The sequence below is a fragment of the Humidesulfovibrio sp. genome (assembly GCF_030689645.1).
Taxonomy (GTDB): domain Bacteria; phylum Desulfobacterota; class Desulfovibrionia; order Desulfovibrionales; family Desulfovibrionaceae; genus Humidesulfovibrio.
Genome location: NZ_JAUYFU010000048.1, coordinates 275,704 through 295,839, shown reverse-complemented (window position 1 = coordinate 295,839; position 20,136 = coordinate 275,704). Strand labels below are relative to the sequence as shown.

The following is a 20,136-nucleotide window of genomic DNA, read 5'->3' as shown; positions in this document are numbered from 1 at the left end:
CGGATCTTCAAGTTCAGCTTGATCTGGAGACAAAGGCTGCGAGGGCCGCGTGCTCTGAGGCTGTGATTGCTCGTGAACGTGCGGAGACGTCACGTCGCGAGGGCCTCATTTCGGCATCCAAAACTCTTGGGGTGGCTATTGGCGGGATCCATTCCTCATGTGAAGAGCTTCGCACTCTTTCTGAGTCCAGCGGATCCGGTGCACAGCGTCAGCAACGCCTCATGCAGGACGCGGCAAGTTCCATGGACCAGCTTGATGACGCAGTGCGACAGATGTTGTTGCGGTCCTCTGGCGCCGTGGATCAGGCGCAGACTGCGCAGGACAAGGCGCGCAGCGGCTCAGTGGCGGTTGACGAGACTGTTTCCGCCATACGGTCTGTGGAGCAGAAGGCTCAGGATCTTGCATCAGTTGTGCGCGATCTTGGAAGACAGGCCCTGGCAGTCGAAAAGATCATGGACGTCATTTCAGACATCGCCGACCAGACCAACCTTCTGGCGTTGAACGCCGCCATTGAGGCAGCCCGTGCTGGCGATGCAGGTAGGGGCTTCGCTGTCGTGGCGGATGAGGTGCGCAAGCTGGCCGAGAAGACCATGAACGCTACGCGAGAGGTGGCGCAACGGACCCTCGGCATTCAGCAGGGAGTAGAGCGCACGGAGCGCGACATGGAGGAGACGGCCAGTCGGGTGAATTGTGCAGTGGACTTGGCCCAGGGTTCCGGCGCTTCCCTGCGCGAGATCGTGCTGCTTGCCGGAGATACTGCGCAGCATATCCGCGACATGGCCGATGCGGCCGACAAGCAGGCCGACACAAGTGGTCGCATCAGCGACATCGTGCGGCAGGTACGCACCATTTCCGAACAGAGCTACGCTGGGGCGCAGGGGGCGATTGAATCCGTGGCTGGGCTGCTTGGCCGGGTCGTTGAACTCGAATCGATGAATGCGGTGTTTCAGCTCATCGGCAGCGGCACTGTCCAGGGGATTGTTGAAGGCCTGGCATCGGATCCGCGTGTGCGCTCTTCGCAGCGCGCTGAACAGGAGACGGCCATGCGCCAGTCCCTGAGTCAGAATGAGGCACTTGAGCTGGTGTATCTGACCGATGCCAGGGGGTTGCAAGTGGTGTCGAACATCGGGCGCGGGCCAGGAGGCATCAGCGCCGATGCAAGCGCCTATGGGCGCGACTGGTCGAACAGGGATTGGTTCCGGCAGCCCGCTGAAACGCGAAGCATGGCTGTGAGCGAGGTCTATGTGTCGAGCGCCACAAACGAGAACTGCATCACCGTATCAGCTCCCATCATGACGCAAACGGGTGAGTTGGCGGGAGTGCTTGGGGTCGATGTTAACCTTGGACGGGCCATAGGGGTGAAGCTCCTGGCCTGATGAGCCTCCTCCAGGTGCTGAAAAGAGCCGACTTCGCCTGGGCGGGGGGCTTTTACGGTATGCGCTTAAGGCTCAGGCCTGATAACGCCGCAGGACACTGCCGGGCCGGAGTTTCCGGTGGGTTGGGTTGTGAAGTCGTCTGGCCGTTCCGTGACGATGACAGTGCGCCCCCGAATGCCTGTGGGCGCGTTGTCCAGCGTCAAGCCGGGCATGCGTGCCTGGAAGCGTGCAGAGCCGTTTTGGCCTGCGGTGAGCATGGGCAGGTCGCCCAGATGGTGCGAGGGGCTGGCCGGGCTGCCGTGGCGTGCGCCGGTTGGATTGAAGTGGCCGCCCGCATTTCTTGCGGCGGAGCCACCGCAGTCGCCTCCCTCGTGGATATGCAGGCCGTGGGCGCCTGGCGTAAGACCGGAGAAGGTGCCTTGGATCAGCACCTCATTTCCCTGTTGGCGAAAGGTCATGAGCCCGCTGGCCTGATTGCCCTTGGTGGGTTTGAGAGCTGCCTGGAGGCCTGCGGGGCTGCCGAAGTGCGTGGCAAGGCCGCAGCCGCTCAGGAACAAGGCCAGGCCAAGTGGCAGCAAGAGGGGGAGAGTGCGTTTCAGCATGGGGGCTCCCGGAGTTGAAGAATACTGGCTGTGCGGCAGAAACAAAAAAGGGCCATGCCGTGGCATGACCCTTTATGAAAGCTGGTGGGCAATGGGCGGTTCGAACGCCCGACCTTCGGCTCCGGAGGCCGACGCTCTATCCAGCTGAGCTAATTGCCCGTAGGGTCGCCTAGCTAACCTTTCGGCCAGGCTCTGTCAAGGAGCCGCTCGCGCTAGAGCTAGAGGCCAAGGCTGGACAGAAGGTCATCCACTGATCCTTGGGTGCTGTCCAACTGGGGGCCTTGTAGGGTCGAAAGCTGGTCCTTGGCTTTGGCCTGCAGATGTTGGAAGTCGGCCTTTTCGTTGGGAGCTTCGGTGTGCGCCTTGATCATGAGGCCTGTGGTCATATAAACGTCGAGGACGATTTTCTCAATTTTCTTGATTGTTTCGATGATGATCTTGATGCGCTGGCCAGTGAGGTCCTGGAAACTCAGCGTGGTCATGATGCTCATGAGGTCCATGCTCAAGGTGTTGTTGATGCTGGCCAGGGTTTCGCGCTCAGCCTTGGACACGCCGCCAGTTTCGAAGGATTTGACGATGCCTGCCAGAGTGTCTGAAAGGGTCTGAAGATTCTCGATTGTGTCGATGATCTTGACAGTGGCGCTTTCCGTGGTCTGCAGAATGGCGTCAAGCTGGTTGGATGCTTGGCTGAACAGCTCGTTGGGGTCTTCGCTCAAGGGCGCGGGAGAGCTGGACGTCTTGGCGACCTTGATCTCCTGGTATATTTCCTTGAAGCCCTTTTGCAGGTCCTCGTTAACCCGGCGGTAGAATTCGCCCTCCAGCAGCGCCCCGCTCAGCGTCTTAGAAATCTCACGCTCCACCGCAGCGGTCAACGTTTCGCGAAGGTCCGCCGCCAGTTGGTCGGCAACCTTTTGCATCAGCTCTCGCATGAGCGGGTTGTCTTCGGTCACGTTCCGCCTCCTTAAGGGGAAGGGTCAGCTTAAGTCGTTGTCGTTCATGTCCACAATCATGGCGCGGACGGGGCAAACGCGCGTGCACATGCCGCAGGCAGAGCATTTCTCGACGTCGAAGGTGATCCGGCGCGAGGGGATGTCAACGAAAAGGGCCTTGGCGCGGCAGAGCGAGGTGCACAGACCACAGTGCATGCAGGCGTCTTCATCGCGCGAGACCTTCTGCGAGGCTGGAGTTATCTTTACCCCATTCTCTTTCAGGTACGACAGGCCTTTGTGATAGTTTTCTTCTCGGCCCGTGATCTCGAGCGTCAGGCTGCCCTCATGGCGCGGGCTGATGTCAGCCTTGAGTATGTTGAAACTCAAGTTGAACAGCAGGGCCAAATTGCAGACCACGGGGCGACCGCTGGCCTCCGGTGGAAAGGAGAGGTAGATGATCTTGCGGAATCCGTTGCCTTCTTCGGTCATGTGAGCCTCTGGATCAGGTCCGTGCGGTGGTTGTCCGTACGGGCCGGGCGTTACTTGTGGTCTTTGAGGAACTTCTTGGCGCTGATGGCTTCGGGCGAACTGGGGAACCTGGCGATGAGGTCCTCAAGCACGGCCTTGCCCGCCTTGTCCTTGCCGATCTTGAAGAAGGCCATGCCTTGCTTGAGCACTGCGGACTTGTACTTTGTGCTCTTCGGGAAGCGTTCGATGACCTCCTGATAGGCCAGTACGGCCTTGCCGTAGTCCTGCAGGTTCAAGGCGCATTCGCCCACCCAGTACACGGCTTCAGAGGTTTTGGGGTGCTTCTTGAAGTTGGTGGCGAATTCAGAATAATACTGCCGGGCTTCTTCGTATTTTCTGGCCTTGAAGGAGGCATCGGCCTTGGCGAAGAGGGCGTCGGCCGTATCCACCTTGATGACTTCTGCGGCGGGCTTGGGGGCCTCTGCCTTGGGGGCGGCCTTGGCCTGAGCAGCCAGCGCCGGCGTTTCTGCTGGGGGAGCTGCTGCTGCGGCGTTGCCCAGGTCCATGCCGAACTGGCTTTGCAGCGCCGTCTTGATGTTCTGCACGTCGCTGGCCACGTCAACGAGGCTCGGGCCGCCAGCAGCGGAGTTGGTCATGGCGTTGAATTTGACGGAGAGTGTGTCGAGTTTTTCTTGAAGCTTCGCCACCTGCATGCGCATTGATTCCAGCTCAGCCCAGGTGTTGGCCTGCTTCGCCTGCACCGGAGAGGTGCTCTTTTGAATCTCTTCACGCAGCTCTTCTTGGGTTTGGGTGAGCTGCTCTTCAAGCTTTTGGATTGTGCGGCGGCTTTCTTGCCGGTCGCGATAGGCCTGGTTCTGAAGGGTGTCCAGGTCTGATTTGGTTGCGCAGCCCGAAAGCATGGCTGCAAGACCGAGGGCCAGGACCACATTGCGGCTGGTCGATGCGGACATCAGAGTTTCCTCCCTCTTTTTCTACCAAAAATCAGATACGCCAGTCCACCGAGAAAAGGAACCATCACGGACAGCTGAATCCAGCCGAACCGGGCCGTGGGAGACCCGAAGTCGCGGCGTGAGGCGTCCCAAATGGCGTACAGGCTGATGGCGGCAAAAACACCAACGGCGCCGAGGATGACGATCCATTGGGACGGGGCCAGGGGCGGCAGTTCGAACATGTTCGTGTGCTCCTTCGGCCTTTAGGCGCTTTGCGTCGGCGATTTTTTATCGCTTTGATTCTTCATGTACATGGAGATGATAACGCTGAAGGCTCCGCAGGTAATGGCGATGTCCGCAACGTTGAACGCTGGCCAGTGATATTCGCCGATATGGAAATCAAGGAAGTCCACGACGAAGCCGAAGCGGACGCGATCGATGAGGTTGCCCAGCGCTCCGCCAAGCACAAGCCCAAGACCCCAGATGAAGAATCTGTCCCCGTGGTCAGCCGTGGTGAGCAGGTAGTAGATGAAGCCCACCGCGAAGATGGTCACGGCCACGAAGAACCAGATCTGCCAGTTGGTGTCGGGCTGGTTCAAAAAGCCGAAGGCCGCGCCTTTGTTCAGCACGTGCACCAGATTGAAGAATCCGGGAATCACGGGGTCTGTGTCCCACAGGACGTACTTCTGCTGGATCACCGCCTTGGTGATCTGGTCTGGAATGATGATGCTGGCGGCCAGGATTGCCGCCGTCTTCAGGCGCGAGTCCATTTAGCTCCCCAGTACAAGCGCCTGCACCACGGTGGTGCAGCGCGGGCAGATTTCCGGGTGCTCGGCATTGGAGCCGAGCTTCTCGTCGTAGCGCCAGCAGCGCTGGCACTTGGCGCCGTTGGCCTTGGTCACCGCAATCTTGACCGGCGTGGCCGCGTCTGCGGAGATTGCGTTGTCCGGGGCCGCGTCAAAAGGCATCAGCGCAAGCTTGGAGATGATGAAGAACTCCTTGCCGCCTTCTTCGCCAAGCTCATCCAGCACAAGCTTGCTGAACTCTGGTTCGGCGAAGAGGGTGATCTCCGTCTCCAGGGAGTGGCCGATTTCTCCGGCCTTGCGCATGGGCTCGATGGCCTTGGTCACTTCGCCGCGAACGGCCAGCAGAAGCTCAAAGCCCTGTCGGCGCGCGTCGGAAAGGGCCGGTGCGGCCTCGGGCAGGCGCATGGTGAACACGCTGGATCCGCCGGGGCGCTGCGTTTCGGGCAGGGTCTGGAAGGCCTCCTCAGCCGTGAAGCTCATGACCGGGGCCATGTCGTTCAGGAGGATGAGCAGGGCCCGCCAGAGCACGGTCTGGGCGGAGCGGCGCTCAAGGCCGGAGCACACGTACAGGCGGTCCTTGATGATGTCGAGGTAGAAGGCCGAGAGGTCCGTGGTGCACAGGTTGTGCAGCGTATGGTAGACCTTGTGGAACTCGAAGTCCTCGTAGGCCTGCTGAATGGTCTTGTGGCGGCGCTCAACCAGATCGAGTGCGAAGCGGTCAAGGGGCAACATGGCCTCCGGGGCCACGGCGTCCTTGGCCGGGTCGAAGTCGGCCAGATTGCCCATGATGAAGCGCACTGTGTTGCGGATACGGCGATAGGCGTCCACCAAGCGGTTCAGGATCTCGTCGGAGATGCGTACATCTTCCTGGTAGTTCACGGCGGCAACCCACATGCGCAGGATTTCGGCGCCGTACTTGTCGATGATCTCCTGAGGCGCGATGACGTTGCCGATGGACTTGGACATCTTGCGGCCTTCGCCGTCCACCACGTAGCCGTGCGTGAGCACGGTCTTGTAGGGCGGCACGCCGCGCGTGCCCATGCTGGCCAGCAGTGAGCTGTGGAACCAACCGCGATGCTGGTCCGAACCTTCAAGGTACAGGTCGGCCGGGCAGGAAAGCTCCGGGCGCTGCTCAAGCACGGCGGCGAAGCTGGTGCCGGAATCGAACCAGACGTCCAGGATGTCGGTTTCACGCCGCCAGTGATCGCGGCCGCACTTGGGGCACTTGAGCCCTGCGGGCACGATGTCCTCTATGGGCGCTTCAAACCAGTAGTCGCAGCCCGTGGCATGCTGGGCGAACTTGTCTACAACGCCCATGACCCAGGCTGTTTCGAAATAGGCTTCGTCGCAGTCCTCGCAGATGAGGGCCACGATGGGCACGCCCCAGTTGCGCTGGCGCGAGATGCACCAGTCCGGGCGGTTCTCAATCATGTTGCCGATGCGCTCCTCGCCCCAGGCGGGAATCCAGCGCACGGTCTCGTGGATTGCCTTGAGCGCATTTTTGCGCAGGTCGTTGGCCTCCATGGAGATGAACCACTGGGTGGTGGCGCGGAAGATCACCGGCTCTTTGCAGCGCCAGCAGTGCGGGTAGGAGTGGCTGATCTTCTCCTGGGCCAGCAGGTTGCCCACCTGCTTGAGCTTTTCGATGACCTTGGGATTGGCCTCAAACACGGTGAGCCCTGCGAAGAACTCCACGTCGGTCAGGAAGCGGCCCGCGTCGTCGAGGGGGGAGTAAACCTCCAGGCCGTACTTCATGCCCACTTCGTAGTCCTCGCGGCCATGGCCGGGGGCGGTGTGGACGCAGCCCGTGCCCGCGTCCAGGGTCACGTGGTCGCCCAGGATGATGGGCGACTTGCGCTTGTAGAAGGGGTGGCAAGCCTCAAGGCCCTCAAGCTTCGCACCGGGCACGCGCGCAACGACTTTGGGCGAATCCCAGCCGAAGATCTCGGCGCAGGGGGCGAGCAGCCGCTCTGCCACCAGGTACAGACAGCCATTCGCCTCGGCAAAGACGTAATCGAACTCCGGATGCACGCACACGCCCATGTTGTCGGGCAAAGTCCAGGGAGTGGTGGTCCAGATGGCCACAAAGGTCTTGGCCGGGTCGTATTTGGCCCCGGCTGGCAACAAGGCCTGCACGCGCTTGTCCGTGAGCGGGAAGCGCACGAAGATGGACGGCGAGGAATGGTCGGCGTATTCGACTTCGGCCTCGGCCAGGGCGGTGTGGCACGAGCAGCACCAGTAGATAGGCTTCTTGCCGCGGATCACCGAGCCCTTGTCCATGAAGTTGCCAAGTTCGCGCGCCGTGGCGGCCTCGTACTTGGGGTCGAGGGTCATGTAAGGCTTGTCCCATGTGGCCAGGACACCCAGGCGCTTGAATTCGTTGCGCTGGATGTCGAGAAATTTCAGGGCGTAATCGCGGCAGAGCTTGCGCACAGTGACGGCGGGCAGCTCCTTCTTCTTTTTTTTGAGCTCGGTCTCGACCTTGTGCTCAATGGGCAGGCCGTGGCAGTCCCAGCCGGGCACATACTGGGCCTGGCGGCCGCTCATGTTGCGCGACTTGACTACGATGTCCTTTAGGGTCTTGTTCATGGCCGTGCCCATGTGAATGTTGCCGTTGGCGTAGGGCGGGCCGTCGTGCAGGACGTATGTCTTATTGCCCTCGTTGGCCGCCACCATCGCGCCGTAGGCGTCGATCTGCGCCCAGAACTTGAGGATTTCCGGCTCTTTCTGCTTCAGGTTGGCCTTCATGGGGAAGCCGGTCTGGGGCAGCTTGAGGGTCTGCTTGTAGTCGCTCATTTCTTGTTTTGTCCTTACTCTTAGCGCGCGGCATTAGAGGCGCCTGCACGCCGGTTCATGGAACGGAGTAACTTGGAACAACATGGCCTGGAAGTCAAGCCGCAGCCCATCCTCCCGGATTAGCCGGGCCAGGTCTGGAGGGGCTGCGGCAGCCATTCCGGCTATTTGCTGGTGTGTGTGTACACTCCGTCCCAGTCCGCCGCAGGCGGGTGATCCAAGAGGGTTTGGCAGCGCTCGGCGTACATGGAATAGAGCGCCTCGTTCCCGGTGAGGCTTTGCAGGTCTTTGAACGCTGTTTCGGCCTCGGCGAAACGCATGGCCTTGTAAAGCGTCAGGGCTTCATTGTGACTGAATATCTCCTGGGCGCGCTCCGTCGCCTGTTCGTGCGTCATGGCTGTGTAGATTGTGATGGGCTTGTTTTTGCCCTTCACGCGCACGCAGTCCATCTCCAGGTAGCTGTAAGCATCGCCGCAGGCCTCGACCATGGCCTCGCTGACCAGCAGGATCTGGCCGTAATATTTGGTCAGGCTCTCCAGGCGCGATGTCAGGTTCACGTTGTCGCCGATGAGCGTGTAGTCGAACAGGTCGGCCGAACCCATGTTGCCCACGCGCACGCGCCCGCAGTGCAGGCCCACGCCGATTTTGATGGTCAGCCCGAACTTCTCCTGGAAGCCCACGTTCAGGGTTTTCAGGTGCTCGAACATCTGCAAGGCCGAGGAGACGGCCTTTTTCTGATGTTCAGGCACGTCAAGGGGCGCATTCCAGAAAGCCATGATGGCGTCGCCGATGAACTTGTCGAGTGTGCCCATGTTCTCAGTTATCACGCGGGTCATGGGCGTCAGGTAGTCGTGCAACAGGTCGGTCACCTGGGTCGGGGTGAGTTTTTCAGACATGGTGGTGAAGCTGCGCACGTCGGAGAACATGACAGTGACTTCCTTCTCCTGGCCTTGCAGGCTCAAGGACTCCGGGGAGTCATAGATCTGCTTGATGACCGCAGGCGCCAGATAGTGCGAGAAGGCGCCGTGGATGAACTTCCTTTGTTTCTCCTCCCGCCAGAACTTTATCAGCGTGAGCAGGGCGAAGTTGGCGGCCAGGATGAGGTAGGAGTAAAGCGGCGAAATGTACACGCGCAGATTGGACATCATGTAGGAGGTGCCTTCCCACATGCCAAGGGCCATGCCAACCAGGGGCACGATGATCCAAACCGCTTTGGCCCATGTTACGAGCAGGGTGATGAGGATGCCCGCCAATAGCGTCGCCGTCAGTTCGACGGCAGGGGCGTAGTCCGGGATGGAGATGAAGTCCTGGGTCAGGATGTTGTCAACGATGGTGGCGTGGGTCTCCACGCCCGGGTACACAGCGGTGAAGGGGGTGGCGCGCAGATCCTTGAGGCCGGCAGCCGAGGTTCCGATAAAGGCAATTTTGCCGCTCAGGAGCGCCGGATCAACCTTTCCTTCCATGATGTCCACGGCGCTGACGTACGGGAACATGCCGCCGCCGCCGCGATAGTTCACCAGCATCTGACCGGCGCGGTCCACCGGGATGACCGCCTCGCTGTAGCGCAAGGATTCCGTGCCCTGGGTGTCGATCTTGAGCAGGACACTTGGGTCGCCTGTTGCCTGCATCAGTGTGGACAAGGCCAAGCTGGGATAGATTTGCCCGTTATAGTTGATGAGCAGGGCTACTCGGCGCAGGATTCCGTCCGCGTCTGGCGTGGCGTTGAAGAAGCCGGTGGCGGTGGCCGCCTCGGCCAGCACCGGCAGGGGGCATACTGCTCCGTAAGCCGAGTGCAGAGCTTGCTCTGGCGGCAGGGCGCCAGGTGCGGAGAGCACGGACACCTGCCCGGGCTTGATGAAGCAATCGCCGACCTGTTTTTGCTGGTCGGCCTCGGCCTTGGAGAATGAGAAGTAGAACCCCAACACGTATGGTTTGCCCTGAAGCACGTTGGCCAGGAGCGCGTCGTTGTCCTCAAGAGCCGGGGGCAGTCCTTGGAAGGTAACGTCGACCATAAGCTCATTTTTGATTTGCTTTTTGAGCAGCGCCGGGGAGGTGCGGTCCGGCTCCGCCAGCACTACGTCCATGCCCACGGCCAGCGCTCCTGCCAGCCGGATCTTCTCAAGCAGCAGCGCAACGCGATAGCGAGGCCAGGGCCACTGGCCCAGTGCGGCCAGACTTTTCTCGTCGATGTCAACAATGACGGGGATGCCGGAGGTTTTTTCAGAGTGGTTGCGGCGGAGGTGCTGATCGTAAATCTTGTAGTCGAGGAAACGCAAGATCTGCGGTTGTAGTACGTAGAGCACGACCATCAGAAAAGATGTGCATAGCCCTGTGGCCAGAAGCAGAAATTTGTCGCCTTTAAAGAACTTTTTGAGCTTGCCCAGCATGGGGCCTCCCTCGCAAAAAAATGGTAGACTACAGTGATTTTTGTGTCAGGAACTATCAGAATTACTGGGGCATCCTCTTGCAAATCGGCTGTGCGTAGTGTAGCGATCTCGCTAACTGAGCATGATAGTCCCGAGGTCTTGTCCAGTCGGGCTTTGGGGTCACAGGCAATCGATACAGGAAAGGTACGAATTTGCATAGATTACGCAGCCGCAAAAATCCAGTTTTTCTGGTGCTGGCAGCACTGCTTGTGCTGGTCGGCTCTTCGGGTGCCCTCTGCGCAGAGGAGAACCAAGCACTTACCGCCAAATCCACAGCCGAGATCCCTGTCACACTGAAGGAATCCATCGGCCACCTCATGCAGATCCATGATCGCATCAAGGCTGCGGAGGCCTCTCTCAAGTCCGCCGAGCACATGGAGCAGCGGGCCAAGGGCGTCTGGTATCCTCGCTTGAATGCCCAGATTGACGGCGGGCGTGAGGATATCAACCACTCCGACGGCACCAAAGGCACCGGCATGAACCGCAACGTTGAAACGTTGTCGGCCAATCAGCTTATCTACGATTTTGGCGGAGCCAGCGGCACCATCGCACAGGCCAAGGGAGCGCGAGAGGAGACCAAGGCCAAGCTCGAACAGATGCGCCAGGAAGTCTCCATGCAGGGCGTCAGCGCCTATCTTGGCCTCATACGCGCCCGTGAAATGCTGCGCTACGCCATCCGCTCCGAGGACAACATCAAGCGCCTCTCCGGCATGCAGGAAGCATTGGTTGAGCGCGGCGTCGGGTTGTCTTATGAAGAGCTTCAGATCAAGGCCCAGCTCGCTGGTGCGCAAGCGCACCGCGTGAACGTTGAGCGCGGCATGGTCAGCGCTCGCAACAATTATCGCGCCGTGTTCCAGTTCGACATAAGCGATGCTCAGATCGACTCCCTGCTGCTTCCGGGAATGCCCAAGACTCAAATGCCGCAAACCCTTGATGGCGCAGTCGAGCTTGCCCTCGACGCCAACCCCACTCTCATTGAGCTCCAGTATTCCATCGCCTCCCGCCAGGGCGAACTTGCCGTGCGCGAGTCTGCCATGTTCCCGAAGTTCGAGGCCGTGGCCGAGGCCATGCGCAAGGAGAATGATTCCGGCGAAACCAGCGTGCGCACCGAAGGCCGCGCCGGGCTGCAGGTTACCTATAATCTTTTCCAGGGGTTCCGAGACGTAGAAGCCACGCGCGCCGCCAAGAGCGACATCGTCGCCGTGCGAAAGACCATGCTTGACCGCCGCCGCACAGTCGAAGAGCGCGTCCGCAACGCTTGGAACGACATGACGACCCTCACCCGCACTGTCGCCTTGTACGACAATCAGGCCAACATCACCTGGTCGTTTCTTGAGCTCATCAAGAAGAAGAAAGCCCTTGGCGGAGAGGTGAACCTGCTGGACATCCTTGTGGGCGAGCGAGACTACATCTCGGCCACCAGCTCTAAGGTCACGGCTGATATCGACCTCATCAGCGCCTCGTACACCCTGTTCTATCAGATGGGCCAGCTGCGCCCGGAAGTTGTCGAGAACTAGGCTCGGCCAGCCGCCGCGCCAGCCGCATAGGTCCGCCTCTTTCGCGCCGGTTGGCTTGGGTCGCCCATGAAGGAACTCCTCCGCCGCCTGTCTCTGTGCCCCCGCATCGCCTGGGAGATCCTGGCCGCCTCTTTCTTGTCCAACCTCATGTCTCTGGCCTCTTCGATTTATGTCATCCTGGTGCTCAACCGCTACGTGGGCTACGGGTTCGACGGCACCTTGTACACACTCACCACGGGCGTTCTCATCGCGGCCGCCTTGGGCTTCGCCTTTGGCGAGGTGCGAAGCCGCCTTGCCGGCGTGGTAAGCCAGGGGCCAGACGAGGAACTGGGCGAACGGACCCTGGGGGCCCTCGCGCGCACACGCCTCAGCGACCTGTACCGCCTGCCAGCCGGGCGGCACCAGGAGATGCTCGGAGCCTTGCAACAGGTACAAGGCTCTTTCGACGCCACCAACGTCTCCGCTGTTCTTGACGCGCCCTTCATGATTATCTTTCTTCTTGCCATAGCCCTCATTCATCCCTGGCTCATGGTGCTGACTTTTGTGGCCATTTGCTTCACCGCAGTCTTCACCCTGGTTGGGCTTCGCAAGGGGGAGGCGGACGGCCTCAAGTATCAGCAGGAGAATCAGGCGCATCGCAACCTTCTCAGTTCCGCCGTCACCGGTGCAGAAACCGTCCGGGCCTTTCTGGGAGGTGAGTTTCTTCGACGCAGTTGGCGCAAGCAGGTGGAGGCGCTTTCGCAACTTAAGGAGCTTATGGACAGGCGGCAGCTCAAGAGCCGCATGCGCTTGGAATCAGTCACCGTTTTGCTTCGCGTGTTCATTTACGCCATTGGAGCCATGCTTGCCGTGGCTGGCGACATGAGCGTAGGCGGGCTCATCGGCGCGAGCATCCTGTCTGGCAAAGTGCTTCAGATGAGCAGCAGCTTTTTGCAGGCCTACCAGGCAACGCGCAGGGGTGAGCATGCCTTGGCGCGCCTGGGTGAGTTTCACGCCATGCCCCTTGAACCCCTTTCTGGAGCGGCTCTGCGGGAGTATTCCGGCCGCCTGGAGTTCCGCGACGTCGGTTTCGCCTATTCCGGCAGCGCCAGCCCGCTCTTCGAGTCTTTGAATTTCGTCCTTGCGCCTGGCTCCGTGCTTGTCGTCACCGGCTTCAACGGCGCGGGCAAGTCGACATTCTGCAAGGTGGCGGCTGGACTGCTTGATCCGGGTAGGGGGCAGGTGCTGGCCGATGGCGTGGACCTGCGCCAACTGGCCCCGGATTGGTGGCGCAGGCAGGTGCTCTACCTGCCTCAGGAGCCGACCTTTCTGAACACCACCATCCGCGAGAACATAGTGCTGGCCGACCCGGAGCCTCAGGGGGCTGCCAGCCAGGAGCGACTGAATCAGGCCGTGCGCGCCGCCTCCTTGCGCCGTTTTCTCGACACCAGCCGTCAGGGTTTGGATATGCCGGTGGTGGAAGGCGGCAAGGCGCTGCCTCTTGGCATTCGCAGACGCATAGCTCTGGCGCGTGCGCTCATGAATCCTGGGAAACTGGTGGTCTTTGACGATCCTACCGAGGGCCTTGATTCCGAGGGATGCCTGGCCGTTTACGCCATCCTGAACGCCTTGGCCAAGGCGGGGCTCACCATCATCGTCTCCACGGCGGACGCCAACATCATGAAGGGCGCGTCCGTGGTGCTCGATATGAACGAGAAACCCACACCAGCCTTTGGGCCAGCGCCTGCGCGCGCGCCCAAGGCCGAGGAGGCCTGATGGACGAGCCTATCGCCTCCGTTCTCGGGCCGCAGGCTCGGGCCTGCACTGTGGATGTTGCCCTGGTTGCGCATCGCCGTTTTCTGTACCTGTGCTGCTGTCTTTTTGTGCTTGCCTTCGCCTGGTCCGCGCTCACGGATCTGGACATCGTCAGCGAGGCTGTCGGTGAAGTGATCCCCCAGACAAAGGTCAAAAAGATTCAGCATCTTGAAGGCGGAATTGTGCGCGAGATCTTGGTGCGCGAAGGTGACACAGTGAAGCAGGACCAGCCGCTGATTGTGCTTGACGCAGCAGCGGCTGACGCCACCACTGAGGAGCTGGACGTGCGTCTCATCAGTTTGCAGATTGAGGCCATGCGTCTTGACGCAGAGTCCAAGGGGCTGCCTCAACCCATTTTTACCCCGGAGCTTGAGGAAAAGCACAAGGAGCTCGTCGACCAAGCCAGGAATCTATTTGAGGCTCGCCGCAAGCGACTGCAAACCGACATGGCCACCTTGTCTGAACGCGTGCGCCAGCGCGAGCAGGACATCCGCGAGACAAGCGCGCGCCTGGAGAATCTGCGTCGAAATCTGCCCCATGTGGTCCGCCAGGTGCAACGAAGCGAGGAGCTCATCCGCGAGCGTCTCGTCAAGGAAGACGAACTCATCGGGCGCATCAAGGAGCGCAACAACACCGAGAGCGCCATTCAGGAGAATTCCGCCGCCCTTTCCCGCGCCAGCGCCGCCCTTGCCGCAGCCAAGGAGGAGTTGGGCCACGCGCGCAACACCTTCAACGAGGAAGTTGAGAACGATCTCAAGAAGGTTCAACGCGAACTCGGCGAACTCACACAGCGCATGAAAAAGTTCCGCGACAGCCAGAACCGCACCGTGCTTCGGGCCACGGAGGCCGGCGTCGTGAAGAGCATTTCTGTCTTCAGCGAGGGTGAGGTGGTGATGCCCGGCATGACCGTGGCGGAGATAGTGCCTGTTGGAGACAAGCTCGTAGTCGAGGCCCACTTGCCCATTCAGGACATCGGCTACGTGCGGCCTGGCCAACTGGCGGTGATCAAGCTGGCCTCACGTGACGCCCGGCGTTTCGGAAACATCGAGGGCAAGGTGCTGCACGTGAGCCCGGACGCAGTGACCCAGAACATGCCGGGCGGGGTGAACACCTTCTACAAGGTATTGCTGGAGACAGACACCGACCACTTCTCCCGCAAGTCCAATCGCTATGATTTGTTCCCTGGAATGCGTGTTGTGGTGGGTATTCACATTGGCAAGCGTTCAGTGATGGGCTATTTTTTGGATCCCTTCGTTGACGCCTTGAGCGGCTCCATGCACGAGCGCTAGTATGGGCAATAAGCGCATGGTTCATTCGCTTGCTGTATGCAATGGATTTGTTCCTACTGCTTAAAGGGCAAAGGCCTCCCTTCGGAGGCTGTTTGTCGCTGCCGTTTCCAGCGGTGAGGCGAGAGTCTTCGGCTAGGCCGGATTGTTCAGCAGAACCCCGGTCATTTCCTTAATGGAGGCCGTGAGCTTCAAGAGGTCATCCTGCGGGATCTTGCGCAGCACCTTGTTGCTCTTTTGGTCCACGATTTCCACCTGGACGCGGTTCTGCGAATCGTCAAGCACCCGGATCTTAAGCCCGGTGTTGCTTGCCTGGAGCTGCTTGTCGAGCTTCTCGGCAGCATCCTTGGCCGCAAGCCTGTCGGCAGCGGCAGCGGCGGCCTGGGAGCGGGCATCCATGCCGTTCGACTCCTGATTGGCGACCTGCTGCGCACTGGCCTGTGCGGAACTCCGTTGCGTTTCCGCTGTAGTAGCTGCTGGCGTGCCAGCAGGGGCGGTGACGGCGTTTTCGGCAAGGGAGAACCCCAGCCTGACATCCATGTCCGAGGGGTTGATGTTCATGACTGTCACCTCTTTCTGTTTGGTCCTGAGTGAAGGATGATTTTATCCTTACGATGACTCTATCGACGCAATTGAGACGATTCTTTAGGCTCGTTTGAAACAAAGTAGTTATTGCGTATGTTTTGCTTGAAAACTGATGGCCTGGTCGGTTCCGGCATCTTGCCCACGTGATGTGTATTTGCTAGGCGCTCAAGAACTGCACCCTGACCTTGAGATTGCGAACACAACTTTCTGGGGGAAGTATGAAGAAATGGTTTGCGTTTTGCGCTCTTATACTGGGACTGTCCGCCTCGGCTCTGGCGTCCTCGGGCGGGTCCATGCTGCCTGCCGATGAGGCCATGCAGCTCCTGAAAGACGGCAATGCGCGCTATGTGGCCGGGAACTCGACCCACAGTCATCAGGGGCTTGATCGCCGCGCCGAAACGGCGAAGGGCGGTCAGCATCCTATAGCCACCATCGTTGGCTGTTCCGACTCCCGCGCGCCCCTTGAAGTGCTGTTCGATCAGGGCGTCGGCGACATCTTTGTCATCCGCGTGGCGGGCAACCTTGCCGGTGCCGACGAACTTGGCAGCGTCGAGTATGGCGTTGGCCATCTTGGCACCCCTGTCGTTCTGGTGCTGGGCCACACGGCTTGCGGAGCTGTGACCGCCGCTGTGCAGAACGCCAAGGTCCATGGCAATATCCCGGCGCTCATCGATCAGATCAAGCCCGCCGTTGCCAGGGCCAAAACCTGGAGCCCCACTGCCAGCGGCGATGACCTGCTGAACAAGAGCATCAAGGCCAACGTCTGGCTGACCATGGAGAACATCCTGCGCAAAAGCCAGGAAGTGCGCGAGTTCGTGGCAAGCGGCAAGGTGCTGCTTGTGGGCGGAATCTACGACCTCAACTCGGGCCAGGTGGCTTGGATTGGGCAGCACCCGGAGCAGGGCAAGTTGCTTACGGTCCCCATGCAAGCCAAGTCCAAGCCCAAACCCAAGGCCAAGGCAAAGCCCAAGGTTGAACCTGAAGCCAAGGCCGACGACCAGGGCGATACCAAGCCTGAGGCTGAAAAGGCTGGAGCCGCCAAGCCTGCCGCCAAGCCTGATTCCAAGTCAGACGGTGCAGGCGAACTGCTTGCTCCCACACCGGAGAAGGCTCCGGCAAAGGCCGTCAAGGGCGCGCACCAGTAGGCGTCCGCAGACCGAAACGCACCGGGGGGACGGCGACCTAGGCCGTTTCCTCCGGTGCTTTTTTCGTGCTGAATCTTCGGTGTCTTCGCCTGGAAAGTCCCAGCATCATCTTGATCGTATCAACCTCGGACGCGGCATTCTGTGGGTCGAGCCCGGACGAAAGGTGCAAGCCCAGCCAACACGCGCCGCCCTTGACCTCTTGGCCTGATTTTTTTAGCGTGCATGACTTCGTGAGTCTTCGGCCCGGCCATCTGGCGCGGCGCGGGGGGCTCCCCCACAATCGTGCAGTAGGGAGTCTAGGAAATGGTTCAGAAAGCGGAAAAGATTTGGTTCGACGGCAAACTCGTGCCCTGGGACGAAGCCAACGTGCACATCCTTACCCACACCCTGCACTACGGATGCGGCGTGTTTGAGGGGATCCGCTCGTATGAATGCACTGATGGCCGTAGCGCCGTATACCGCCTGACGGAGCACATGCAGCGTCTTATTGATTCCGCGCACATTCTGAACATGAAGATCCCCTTCAGCCGTGATGTCATGGTTCAGGCCGTCATCGACACCCTTGTGGCGAACAAGATGAAGTCTGGCTACATCCGGCCCTTGGTCTTCATCGGCGACGGCGTCATGGGCGTGCATCCCGGCGCCAACCCCATCCGGCTGGCCATCGCCACTTGGCCCTGGGGCGCGTACCTGGGCGACGACGCCCTTATCAAGGGCATCTCCGTCAAGACCTCCAGCTTCTGCCGCCATCACGTCAACGCCATGATGACCAAGGCCAAGGCCTGCGGCAACTACGTGAACTCCGTGCTGGCCAAGACTGAAGCAGTGGCCGACGGCTACCATGAGGCCCTCATGCTCGACACTCAGGGCTACGTGTCTGAGGCCTCGGGCGAGAACATCTTCATCATCAAGAATAAGGTCATCAAGACCACGCCCCTCACCAGCGTGCTGCCCGGCATCACCCGCGACAGCATCATGGTGCTTGCGCGCAAGCTGGGTTATGAGGTCCAGGAACAGCTCTTCACCCGCGACGAGCTTTACGTCGCCGACGAGGCTTTTTTCAGCGGCACTGCAGCCGAAATCACGCCCATCCGCGAAGTGGACCGCCGAGTCATCGGCGCGGGCCAGGCCGGTCCCATTACGCAGCAGGTGCAGAAGGAGTACTTCCGCATCGTCAAGGGCGAGAACCCGGCGTTCGCGTCCTGGCTGCACGAATACAGCTTCTAGACAAACCCCCGGACGGGGTCTCGGGACAGTGCCCGCAGGCCCTGTCCATATGTTTCATAAGCCCCAGGAGCCCAGCCATGTCCAGCCTCACCGCCAAGTACAGGCCACGCCGCTTCGCCGAAGTCGCCGGCCAGGATGCGGTGAAGGCCATCCTCAGCCGCGCCTCGGCCACGGGCAAGATCGCACCGGCCTACATGTTCAGCGGCACCCGCGGCGTGGGCAAGACCACCATCGCCCGCATCTTCGCCAAGGCGCTCAATTGCGAAAAGGCCCCGGCTGCCGAGCCCTGCAACGAGTGCCGCCTGTGCAGGCAGGCCAACGCTGGCAGCGCCGTTGACATCATCGAGATCGACGCGGCCAGCCACGGCGGCGTGGGCGACGTGCGCGCCCTGAAAGAGGACGTGGGCTACGCGCCCCTTGAGGGCCGCTTCAAGGTCTTCATCATCGACGAAGCGCACATGCTCTCAACAGCGGCCTTCAACGCGCTTCTGAAGACCTTGGAGGAGCCGCCCGCCCGCGTCACCTTCATCCTGGCCTCCACGGAAGCCCACAAATTCCCCGCCACCATTTTGTCGCGCTGCCAGCACTATGTGTTCAAGATGCTGCCCCAGGCCGAGCTTGCCGCGCACTTGGAGAAGATTCTCCAGGCCGAGGGTCTGCAATACGAGGCCGGGGCTGTGCGCATCATCGCCCGGCGCGGCGCGGGCAGCGTGCGCGACAGCATCTCGCTTTTGGGTCAGGCGCTGGCCTACAGCGCCGGAACATTGGTGGAGAGCGAAGTCCGGGCCTGCCTCGGCTTGGCGGGCCAGGAGGTGTTTTTCGCCCTCATGGAGGCCATTGCCGGGCGTGACCTGCCGCTTCTGTCGCGCACCCTGCGCGGCGTGCTGGACCAGGGCCTGGACCTTGGGTTCTTCCTGCGCGAACTTTCGGGCTGCTGGCGGAACATGTTCTTGCTGCGCCAGGCTGGCGAGGCCATAGTGCCTGAGCTGGGCCTGCCCGCAGAGGAGGCGGCCCAGTGGACGGAGTGGGCCGGGCGCTTTTCGCCTGCGCACATCCACGCCTGCTGGCAGATGACCCTGGACGGCCAGCAGCGCGTCATCAAGAGCCTGGAGCCCGCACAGGCCCTGGAGCTTCTTTTGCTGAACTTGGCCTGCCTGCCGGACCTGCTGCCCCTGTCCGCGCTTGGCGGCTCCAGCTCACAGGGCGCGGCCCCACGGCCAGTCACCGGCGGAGGCAGCGCCCCGCGCACGCCTTCCACGCAGCCGCCGCCTGCGGCCCCGCCTAAGGCTTCCCCAGTGCAGGCCAGCGAGCCTGCCCCGAAGCCGCCGGTCGAGGCCAGGCCAGCGCCTGCGCCCGACCTGGCTGCCCAGGCCGCCCCGGAAGCTCCCGTTGCCGGGCAGGGCAGGGTGGCCGAGCCTGAACCAGTCAGTCGCCCTGTAGCGGCTGCACCGCAACCCGCACCGCACGCCTCCGAGTCCTCGGCTTCATATGCCGGTGGCGGTGGGCGCAACTGGGAGGGCTTCCTGGAGTTCGTGGCGGGCAAGAATGGCAACGGTTTTGTCACCGGCTTGAGCCAGGCCCGCGGCGAGTTCTGCGGCGGCGTGCTGACCTTGTCCTGCCACAACGAGACCCACAGCGGCATGATGGACAAGGGCGACAACTACCTGCGGCTACAGCGGCTGGTGATGGAGTATTTCGGGCCGGAATCCTCGGTGGCGTTCAACTGCCTTGACCGCGAGCCCGTAAAGAGTGAGGGCATCATCCAGCGCGAAATGCAGGAGCATCCGGTTGTTCAGCGCGTGCGCGAAACCTTTGAGTGCCGCGACCCTGCCCTGGTGTATCCGCGCGGACGCTAAGCAGATCTTTCCCGGCGCGCACTTCGCGCCGTATCAACCCCTATGCAACAATTCGGAGGAACTTATGCGCGGAATGCAGGATATGCTGCGTCAGGCCCAGCAGATGCAGAAAAAAATGACCACGGTTCAGGAAGAGCTCAAGACCCGCGAGGTTGAAGGCACCGCTGGCGGCGGCATGGTCACTGTTCGCGCCACAGGAGGGCAGCAGATCGTGTCCGTGGTCATCGACAAGAGCGTTGTTGAGGCTGGCGATGTGGAGATGCTCCAGGATCTGGTGCTGGCCGCAATCACCGATGCGCTGAAGAAGGCCAAGACGATGATGGAAGAGGAGATGGGCAAGATCACCGGGGGCTTCAAGATCCCCGGCATGTTCTAA

General features: G+C 61.0%; 17 protein-coding genes and 1 tRNA gene. 8 read left to right on the top strand and 10 right to left on the bottom strand.

Translation table 11 applies throughout. From position 1 onward, the window contains the following. Nucleotides 1-242 precede the first annotated feature (242 nt). Nucleotides 243-1,376 carry a methyl-accepting chemotaxis protein gene (locus Q8O35_RS08240; RefSeq protein WP_305572162.1) on the top strand — a complete coding sequence of 378 codons (1,134 nt, stop codon included), beginning with the start codon at nt 243-245 and terminating at the stop codon, nt 1,374-1,376. Nucleotides 1,377-1,441: 65 nt separating this feature from the next. Here the strand turns inward: Q8O35_RS08240 and Q8O35_RS08235 are convergent, their stop codons facing one another. From Q8O35_RS08235 to Q8O35_RS08195, 9 genes are all read right to left on the bottom strand, one after another. After that, nucleotides 1,442-1,978 carry a superoxide dismutase family protein gene (locus tag Q8O35_RS08235; protein WP_305572161.1) on the bottom strand — a complete coding sequence of 179 codons (537 nt, stop codon included), beginning with the start codon at nt 1,976-1,978 and terminating at the stop codon, nt 1,442-1,444. Between the two features lie 82 nt (nt 1,979-2,060). Next, nucleotides 2,061-2,137 (bottom strand) — tRNA-Arg (locus Q8O35_RS08230). A 59-nt stretch (nt 2,138-2,196) separates the two neighbouring features. After that, nucleotides 2,197-2,928: a protein phosphatase CheZ gene (locus Q8O35_RS08225; protein ID WP_305572160.1), complete on the bottom strand. Its 732-nt coding sequence runs from the start codon at nt 2,926-2,928 to the stop codon at nt 2,197-2,199. A 24-nt stretch (nt 2,929-2,952) separates the two neighbouring features. Then, nucleotides 2,953-3,396 (bottom strand): NIL domain-containing protein, encoded by a 444-nt coding sequence (locus Q8O35_RS08220; protein WP_305572159.1) that lies wholly within the window; start codon nt 3,394-3,396, stop codon nt 2,953-2,955. 50 nt (nt 3,397-3,446) lie between these two features. Further along, nucleotides 3,447-4,346, bottom strand: a complete 900-nt coding sequence (locus tag Q8O35_RS08215; protein ID WP_305572158.1) for a tetratricopeptide repeat protein — start codon at nt 4,344-4,346, stop codon at nt 3,447-3,449. Next, complete coding sequence (locus Q8O35_RS08210) at nt 4,346-4,567, bottom strand: PLD nuclease N-terminal domain-containing protein (protein WP_305572157.1); 222 nt, start codon at nt 4,565-4,567, stop codon at nt 4,346-4,348. The genes Q8O35_RS08215 and Q8O35_RS08210 overlap by 1 nt, the downstream gene beginning before the upstream one ends. A 21-nt stretch (nt 4,568-4,588) precedes the next feature. Then, entirely contained in the window at nt 4,589-5,095 is a 507-nt protein-coding gene (gene lspA / locus Q8O35_RS08205; protein ID WP_305572156.1) for a signal peptidase II, read from the bottom strand. After that, nucleotides 5,096-7,927 carry an isoleucine--tRNA ligase gene (gene ileS, locus Q8O35_RS08200; RefSeq protein WP_305572155.1) on the bottom strand — a complete coding sequence of 944 codons (2,832 nt, stop codon included), beginning with the start codon at nt 7,925-7,927 and terminating at the stop codon, nt 5,096-5,098. It lies immediately after the preceding gene. 161 nt (nt 7,928-8,088) lie between these two features. Further along, nucleotides 8,089-10,311 carry a CHASE2 domain-containing protein gene (locus tag Q8O35_RS08195; RefSeq protein WP_305572154.1) on the bottom strand — a complete coding sequence of 741 codons (2,223 nt, stop codon included), beginning with the start codon at nt 10,309-10,311 and terminating at the stop codon, nt 8,089-8,091. Between the two features lie 191 nt (nt 10,312-10,502). Here Q8O35_RS08195 and Q8O35_RS08190 point away from each other — a divergent pair, with 191 nt between their 5' ends. The 3 genes from Q8O35_RS08190 (at nt 10,503) to Q8O35_RS08180 (ending at nt 14,950) form a co-directional block, all read left to right on the top strand. Further along, on the top strand, nt 10,503-11,867 hold the full coding sequence (locus tag Q8O35_RS08190) for a TolC family protein (protein ID WP_305572153.1): 1,365 nt from the start codon (nt 10,503-10,505) through the stop codon (nt 11,865-11,867). A gap of 66 nt (nt 11,868-11,933) precedes the next feature. After that, a complete protein-coding gene (locus Q8O35_RS08185) occupies nt 11,934-13,622 on the top strand; it encodes an ATP-binding cassette domain-containing protein (RefSeq protein WP_305572152.1) in 1,689 nt (562 codons plus the stop codon). Then, nucleotides 13,622-14,950, top strand: a complete 1,329-nt coding sequence (locus Q8O35_RS08180; protein ID WP_305572151.1) for an HlyD family type I secretion periplasmic adaptor subunit — start codon at nt 13,622-13,624, stop codon at nt 14,948-14,950. Before Q8O35_RS08185 ends, Q8O35_RS08180 begins: the two co-directional genes overlap by 1 nt. 132 nt (nt 14,951-15,082) lie before the next feature. Here the strand turns inward: Q8O35_RS08180 and Q8O35_RS08175 are convergent, their stop codons facing one another. Next, entirely contained in the window at nt 15,083-15,508 is a 426-nt protein-coding gene (locus tag Q8O35_RS08175) for a flagellar protein FlaG (RefSeq protein ID WP_305572150.1), read from the bottom strand. Between the two features lie 242 nt (nt 15,509-15,750). On the opposite strand from Q8O35_RS08175, the gene Q8O35_RS08170 reads away from it, so the two are divergent. The 4 genes from Q8O35_RS08170 to Q8O35_RS08155 all read left to right on the top strand — a co-directional run bounded on the left by Q8O35_RS08170 (nt 15,751) and on the right by Q8O35_RS08155 (nt 20,136). After that, entirely contained in the window at nt 15,751-16,677 is a 927-nt protein-coding gene (locus tag Q8O35_RS08170) for a carbonic anhydrase (protein WP_305572149.1), read from the top strand. A 303-nt stretch (nt 16,678-16,980) separates the two neighbouring features. Then, on the top strand, nt 16,981-17,904 hold the full coding sequence (locus Q8O35_RS08165; protein ID WP_305572148.1) for a branched-chain amino acid transaminase: 924 nt from the start codon (nt 16,981-16,983) through the stop codon (nt 17,902-17,904). Between the two features lie 77 nt (nt 17,905-17,981). Beyond that, complete coding sequence (dnaX, locus tag Q8O35_RS08160) at nt 17,982-19,760, top strand: DNA polymerase III subunit gamma/tau (protein ID WP_305572147.1); 1,779 nt, start codon at nt 17,982-17,984, stop codon at nt 19,758-19,760. A 64-nt stretch (nt 19,761-19,824) separates the two neighbouring features. Then, nucleotides 19,825-20,136, top strand: a complete 312-nt coding sequence (locus Q8O35_RS08155; protein WP_305572146.1) for a YbaB/EbfC family nucleoid-associated protein — start codon at nt 19,825-19,827, stop codon at nt 20,134-20,136.

Coding starts and splice junctions, on each gene's coding strand:
- Q8O35_RS08240 (WP_305572162.1), top strand. CDS start 243: ATGGACCAGCTTGATGACGCAGTGCGACAGATGTTGTTGCGGTCCTCT.
- Q8O35_RS08235 (WP_305572161.1), bottom strand. CDS start 1,978: ATGCTGAAACGCACTCTCCCCCTCTTGCTGCCACTTGGCCTGGCCTTG.
- Q8O35_RS08220 (WP_305572159.1), bottom strand. CDS start 3,396: ATGACCGAAGAAGGCAACGGATTCCGCAAGATCATCTACCTCTCCTTT.
- Q8O35_RS08215 (WP_305572158.1), bottom strand. CDS start 4,346: ATGTCCGCATCGACCAGCCGCAATGTGGTCCTGGCCCTCGGTCTTGCA.
- Q8O35_RS08210 (WP_305572157.1), bottom strand. CDS start 4,567: ATGTTCGAACTGCCGCCCCTGGCCCCGTCCCAATGGATCGTCATCCTC.
- lspA (WP_305572156.1), bottom strand. CDS start 5,095: ATGGACTCGCGCCTGAAGACGGCGGCAATCCTGGCCGCCAGCATCATC.
- ileS (WP_305572155.1), bottom strand. CDS start 7,927: ATGAGCGACTACAAGCAGACCCTCAAGCTGCCCCAGACCGGCTTCCCC.
- Q8O35_RS08195 (WP_305572154.1), bottom strand. CDS start 10,311: ATGCTGGGCAAGCTCAAAAAGTTCTTTAAAGGCGACAAATTTCTGCTT.
- Q8O35_RS08185 (WP_305572152.1), top strand. CDS start 11,934: ATGAAGGAACTCCTCCGCCGCCTGTCTCTGTGCCCCCGCATCGCCTGG.
- Q8O35_RS08180 (WP_305572151.1), top strand. CDS start 13,622: ATGGACGAGCCTATCGCCTCCGTTCTCGGGCCGCAGGCTCGGGCCTGC.
- Q8O35_RS08175 (WP_305572150.1), bottom strand. CDS start 15,508: ATGAACATCAACCCCTCGGACATGGATGTCAGGCTGGGGTTCTCCCTT.
- Q8O35_RS08170 (WP_305572149.1), top strand. CDS start 15,751: ATGAAGAAATGGTTTGCGTTTTGCGCTCTTATACTGGGACTGTCCGCC.
- Q8O35_RS08165 (WP_305572148.1), top strand. CDS start 16,981: ATGGTTCAGAAAGCGGAAAAGATTTGGTTCGACGGCAAACTCGTGCCC.
- dnaX (WP_305572147.1), top strand. CDS start 17,982: ATGTCCAGCCTCACCGCCAAGTACAGGCCACGCCGCTTCGCCGAAGTC.
- Q8O35_RS08155 (WP_305572146.1), top strand. CDS start 19,825: ATGCGCGGAATGCAGGATATGCTGCGTCAGGCCCAGCAGATGCAGAAA.